6 protein-coding genes are annotated in these 5,609 nt (G+C 46.1%); 1 reads left to right on the plus strand and 5 read right to left on the minus strand.

The window, feature by feature from the left end; all coding sequences use genetic code 11:
- Nucleotides 1-579 precede the first annotated feature (579 nt).
- The gene (locus tag I2E69_RS15030) at nt 580-1,467 is read left to right on the plus strand and encodes a HEPN domain-containing protein (protein WP_195462039.1); all 888 of its coding nucleotides are present in this window, start codon (nt 580-582) and stop codon (nt 1,465-1,467) included.
- Nucleotides 1,468-1,489: 22 nt separating this feature from the next.
- Here the strand turns inward: I2E69_RS15030 and I2E69_RS15035 are convergent, their stop codons facing one another.
- The 5 genes from I2E69_RS15035 to I2E69_RS15335 all read right to left on the minus strand — a co-directional run.
- A complete protein-coding gene (locus tag I2E69_RS15035; protein WP_195462040.1) occupies nt 1,490-2,170 on the minus strand; it encodes an RloB family protein in 681 nt (226 codons plus the stop codon).
- Nucleotides 2,171-2,175: 5 nt separating this feature from the next.
- Nucleotides 2,176-3,375, minus strand: coding sequence for an AAA family ATPase (locus I2E69_RS15040; RefSeq protein WP_195462041.1), 1,200 nt, complete (start codon nt 3,373-3,375; stop codon nt 2,176-2,178).
- A gap of 129 nt (nt 3,376-3,504) precedes the next feature.
- Nucleotides 3,505-4,926, minus strand: coding sequence for a relaxase/mobilization nuclease domain-containing protein (locus tag I2E69_RS15045; protein WP_195462042.1), 1,422 nt, complete (start codon nt 4,924-4,926; stop codon nt 3,505-3,507).
- Nucleotides 4,923-5,285: a plasmid mobilization protein gene (locus I2E69_RS15050; protein ID WP_195462043.1), complete on the minus strand. Its 363-nt coding sequence runs from the start codon at nt 5,283-5,285 to the stop codon at nt 4,923-4,925. The genes I2E69_RS15045 and I2E69_RS15050 overlap by 4 nt, the downstream gene beginning before the upstream one ends.
- A 13-nt stretch (nt 5,286-5,298) precedes the next feature.
- Nucleotides 5,299-5,609 (minus strand): hypothetical protein (locus I2E69_RS15335; RefSeq protein ID WP_229095558.1); only part of this gene is annotated, 311 nt, incomplete at its 5' end.

Below are 5,609 nucleotides of genomic sequence, written 5' to 3' on the forward strand. Positions count from 1 at the left end.
GATTACTTGCGTGTTACTACCAGATTTCAGGGCCATGTCCGCCGTCCTTGTGAAGCCCCCGGCAGACACGGCAATGCCCGCCGGCCAAGGGCCGACGGATGCCAAAAACGCCTCTTTTCGATTGATGTGCCGTGACATAATACCGGGGGTGAGTGTGTGAGTGCGCCCCGGATGGAAATAAAAAAGGGGCGCATTTGCAGCCCCTAACAGCAGGTCATAGGAAACCCGAAATCGGCAGCTGTCCTGCGCCCTTGCCTGTCCCGCCCGGAATGGGCAGGACATAACAAGGACTGACAACCATTATACCAATTTCAAACCCTCCCGAAAGAGGTTCCTATGTTTGCTGTTAGGTATAAAGAGTTGTTTACCCTTTATATGTTATGTCCGTCGGCTATGCCGAATCGAGATAATTCCTTGAAGTTTGCATAGTAGTTGCTTGCCAGTTTGTTCCCGGACGGCCTCTGCCGCCCCTATACAACGAAACTGCTTCAAGGAATCGTGAAACAAATATACGAACAATTTCGAATCTAATACCAACGGGCCGTGTGTTTTTGGAAAAATCTTGCTAATTTTGTGGGTATGAAGAACTCCATCGACTTTCTGCCCGAACGCAAACAGCGGGATTTACGCGAATTGGCCGCACTGATCCGCGACGAGGTGAAAGATGTCGTTATGATTATCCTATACGGGAGTTATGCGGCGAATACCTATGTCGAACGCGACGAACGGCGCGACTACGGCGTGCGGACGATCTACATGAGCGACTACGATCTGCTGGTCGTTACCAAGCGTCGGCTGGGAGAACGGGAAAGCACGGTAGAGGCCCGCATAAGGGAGCGGTTTGCAGCCGGGAAGAACGACGAGAACCTGCCCCGACCCCAGATTATCAACGAAAGCATCTCCAAGCTGAACGACGCCCTGACGATGGGACGTTATTTCTACGTCGAGATCGTCGCAAAGGGAATCATGCTCTACGATTCGGGCGAATGTCAGTTAGCCACGCCCGGAGAGTTGGATTATGCCGAGATTAAGAAGATGGCGGAAGAGTATTATGATGATAAGTTTTCCGATGGCCTTGATTTCTTTAAAGGAGCAAATTTTTACTACCAAGAGGAAAATTATCACATGACTGCTTTCATGTTGCACCAAGCAACAGAAAGTTTTCTAAAAACTATCCCGTTGGTTTATATTCTTTACGGTTATAAAGAACACGACCTGCAATTCCTGATCGAGAAGTGCAAGCCCTATACGCTGGAACTGGCAAAGGTATTCCCCTGCGACACGGACGAAGAAAAACGCCTGTTCGACCTGCTGCGCCGCGCCTATCTGGAGGCACGCTACAACAAAAAGAACTTCATCGTCACCAAAGCCGACATCGACGCTCTCGTCCCCAAGATCGAACTACTCCGCGACATTGTGGAAAAGGTTTGTGGTAAGCAAATCGACTATTATAATAATAACATATAGATCTTATTCATAACATTTATCGTTACAACAAAAATTCAGGATTTTTCAATTCTTGCACAAGTATATCTACTGTTGTGCAGGGTTTATGTGTAGCATAGTTTTTACCCCGATGTATTGATCTGAGTCTTTCAGCATGCTTTATCGCTTGATCTTCATTACCATATTTTTGCAATAAAGAATAAATATTCGGATTCTTTTTCTGATATCGGAATGAGGGATCTCCTATTCTATTTTGAAACTCCCGTTCAAGCATAGTTATATATTGGTCACGAGAAACTTCATTATCCAAATAATGGAAGTGTAAATAGTACCATAATTCAAAAGACTCATTACTCCATGCACAAAGAATATTATTTTCGTTTGCTAATTTTATGGCATTATTGAAATCTGTAAAACTATCTTTATCAAAGACTATCCAAACTCTATCAAAATCTTTGTCAGAACCATTTCTAATTGAAATCGCATGTTTTACTAAACTCACAGTTCCTCTACCTGCACCATCAATCTGAACCTCACGAATTTCTGAAGTCTTATTCGTTAATAATGCTTGAAAATACAAAGGTTCTGTTTTGATTCCTTCACAGACTATTAAAAAACTAATTTTTATTGGTCGTATTTCGATATTACGTCCTTTTGAAATTTTTTCATTTCTTTTTAGCCTTTTTGCTTCTTCCATTTTATATTTTGGTAGTAGCTTTCCCATGGTTATCAATTTTTAATATATGGGATTGCCCCATAACGACCGTTAATATAATCTTTCTCGTAACTTCTGTCATTACGGATTTTTGTACCATCCGGCTCTTTAAATTCAACCAAAGAATATAAGTCAGTAGCCTCTGTTTTATCTTTCTCTGTAAACCAAATCTGGTCTCTTCGGAAAACCTTATTACTTAAAAGATTCGTATCGTGAGTTGCAAAAATTAATTGACCGCTCATATTTTGTTCTGAATCATTAAATAGCTTAATAATTCGCTGCGTCAAAATAGGATGCAACTTCGAATCTAACTCATCAATAATTAGAATGAGACCCATTTTTAAAGCGGTTATAATTGGAGAAGAGAGGTCGTATATTTTGTTCGTTCCTGATGATTCATTTTGCTTCATATTGAAACGAACTTGATCTATGATTAGACCATTTTTATCATATTTATTATGATAAGTATATGCTTTGACTCGTCTAATAACATCCGGATCATCAGGAATTTGAAATTTATTAAAACCCAAATCAAGCATAGTAAAGAAATTATCTAATACTTCATGAAATTTACCTAATTCATTACACATTTTTTCTGTTGATTCAGCCAAATATCCATGATTAATTCCTGAAAGAGGAACTATTTTTGTAACGGTTCTTATTATTTTTTTTGAGATTTCCCCGTTGAATGAATCTACGGTTGAAAGAAATAAGGCATTATCTCTAGTTTTTTCTTCTAAATCTTTCCCTTCAGGAAAATTAGGTGTAATCCCTATCCCTTCGGATGTTCTAACAAAAAGACATTTTTCTCTACCTTTTCCATTCGTTTTAGAAAAAAGCCATTCTTCATGAACTTTAGCCGTATCGGCTTTAAAACCGTATCTATAAATATCTGCCTCAACTAGAATTTCGATTTCAAAAGTGGTTGGTTGATTTTCCGTTTCATCGGATAAAAGAAAAGGAACAACGGGAATATTATCTGTAGAATTTAATTTGGATGAAGAAACAATAATTCGCCTAAAGGTAGATAACGCCTTTATTAAATTACTTTTACCACTAGAATTTGCACCATATAAAACAGCAGAAGGCAAAAGTTTTAAATTTCCTCTAATCTTTACATACTCATTGTGTTCTTTAATAGCCGTCGCCTCCATACTTAAAGATTTTCTCTCTTTAAATGAGCGATAATTTCCTACTGTAAAATTAATTAACATAGTCGAAAGAATTATATACAAGTTATGCTTTAACAAATATAGTACATTTTTATTCAAAAACGAGAAAAACTCTCATTTTTGCCGTGTTTTATATGTTTTTCAGATAAAAACACACAATAATCCTAGAAATTACAGATATCGTCCCCGTTTTTTCGGTGGATAGCTTCTGACCTGCGGTCGTTCTTTCTGCTGCGGCTGTTCTGGTTTGACCTGTGGCTTTGTGTCGGGCTTTACCGCTTGCGGCTGTTGCACGGATAATACGCACTCGGTCAGCATATCTTTCTGTCCGGGCTTTGATTCCACCCCGAACCGGAAGCGATAAACCGTTCCGTCCTGCCTGCGGAATGCCTTAATCAACCCCTGTCCGGAATACAACTGTTTCTGTTCCTGCACCGTCAGCCGACAGCCTTTTATCGCCGTAACCAATTCACGGGTAAAGGCTTCATCCCTGCGGCGCAGGGCGATAAGGGTGTATTGCACCCCGCCTGCATTGTCGAACCAGTATTCGCGCAGCATATTTGCATCGCTGCGGCGAACGATTATTCGCAGCGTCCGGTTCTCCTGCAACTGCCGCCATTGCTCCTGCGTAAATCGCGTACCGCCGATTTCGACCTGCTGCGGCGCGGAGGGTTTCGGTACGGCTGAAGCCGGTTGCATCTGCCGCGACTGTTGCAGGCGGGGTGTTTCTTCCCGTTTGACCTGCGGCGGTTGCGGTCTTTCTGCTTTCTGCGGCTTCGGCGTTGTGTCGCGTTCCTGCTCCCGCCGTCTTTCCTGCATGTATTTGATCTCCTCGTCGGCCGCTTCCCGTGCCAACGTCTCGACCCGTTCGCGGATCGTCTTCGACAATCCGGCATAGCTAAATTTGCGGTCTACCTGCGAGCCTTTGAATGTCAGTCTGTCTTTGGTAAAGGTTACGCCCTGAACCGCTTTCTTCGGGTCGTTGCCCCGGTGGACGAACTGCACGCCGATCCCCTGCCGTTTCAGCTTGGCGGACAGGTCGGCGATCCGGTCACATTTGGGCAGGATGCGGGTTACGGCGTCGAACACCTCCTGCCGCACTTTGTCCGCTCCGTGCAGCCGTTCGGTCTTTATGTCCTGCCTGCCGTTGGAGAATGTCAGTCCGTATCGGCGTTTAAGCTGTTTGCAGACTTTGACATTCCGGCGGCGTTCGTTCTTATCCGCCACAAGCGTCCGATCGTATTTCACCCGGTTGTAGATAATATGCAGGTGAGGATGTTCCGTGTCATTGTGCCGGGCGACGATATACTGCGTATCGGCAATGCCCATGCACTCCATGTAGGCCGCCGCCAGTTCCCGCATCCGATCGTCGGTCAGCGTCGGCGCATCGTCCCGATGGAACGAGAGCGAGATATGCCCCACGACCTTTGCGATCTCCCGGCGGGCCTTGCGTTGGAAGTTGAAGCCGTCGATTATCGACCGGATGCTTTCGGTATCTACCCCGTCGCTATCCAGCAGGCGGGCTTTCTCTTTCCTGAGGACATACTCGACGGCTCCGCCGAACGATTTGCCCGTTACGATCTTTCCTATCATTGCTGCTCTCTTTTCAGTTTGGCAATCATCCGATTGTAAAACCGGATGATCCGGATCAGTTCCGCTTCCCGCGTTGCGGCTCCTGCGGCGTTCTGGACTTTGGCAAGTTGGTTCAGGTTGTTCTTCTCGCGGGTCAGCTCGGCGATCAGACCCAGTTCTTCGGGGCTGGTCGAGGCAATGACTTTTCCGGCAAGCACCATTTGCCGGGCGTATTCCGACAGGGTCAGCCTGCCTTTCGCTGCGCTTTGTTGCAGGGTTTGCATCTGGGCGGCCGTTACGCGGAAACGGACGGTTTCGGAGTGTTTTGCGGCGGCGGTTTTGGGTGGTCTGCCGCCCTTGTTCTTTCGGTTCTCGGCCATATGCGAATCCGTGTTAGTTCAGCGCATGGCTCCACGTCCGACCGCAGCCTAATGACCGAGTAAAACCCGTGAAGCGGGCACGGTCGTAAACCTGCGTCGCAGACGCCCCGAATCCCAAGCCCGCGGCGACCGCAGGGAGCGGCGGGCGGTTCGGAATGCGACCCGCGCCGGGAGCAGTCCGAATGGGATGGCCTCGCAGAGCAAGGTTGTTTGAAGTGGTCGCGGAAAGTCCCGTAAGGGAGTTTCCGTGGCACGAAAACACAACCTTGCTTCCTCCCGTTTCGGGAGCGGTCGATGCCGGGGCCAAGGCCTCGGGCACGGCAC

This window comes from Alistipes sp. D31t1_170403_E11 (genome assembly GCF_015553985.1).
Lineage (GTDB): Bacteria > Bacteroidota > Bacteroidia > Bacteroidales > Rikenellaceae > Alistipes > Alistipes montrealensis.

Excerpts from the sequence above, each read along its gene's own strand:
- I2E69_RS15030 (WP_195462039.1), top strand. The coding sequence starts at position 580 with ATGAAGAACTCCATCGACTTTCTGCCCGAACGCAAACAGCGGGATTTA.
- I2E69_RS15040 (WP_195462041.1), bottom strand. The coding sequence starts at position 3,375 with ATGTTAATTAATTTTACAGTAGGAAATTATCGCTCATTTAAAGAGAGA.
- I2E69_RS15050 (WP_195462043.1), bottom strand. The coding sequence starts at position 5,285 with ATGGCCGAGAACCGAAAGAACAAGGGCGGCAGACCACCCAAAACCGCC.
- I2E69_RS15035 (WP_195462040.1), bottom strand. The coding sequence starts at position 2,170 with ATGGGAAAGCTACTACCAAAATATAAAATGGAAGAAGCAAAAAGGCTA.
- I2E69_RS15045 (WP_195462042.1), bottom strand. The coding sequence starts at position 4,926 with ATGATAGGAAAGATCGTAACGGGCAAATCGTTCGGCGGAGCCGTCGAG.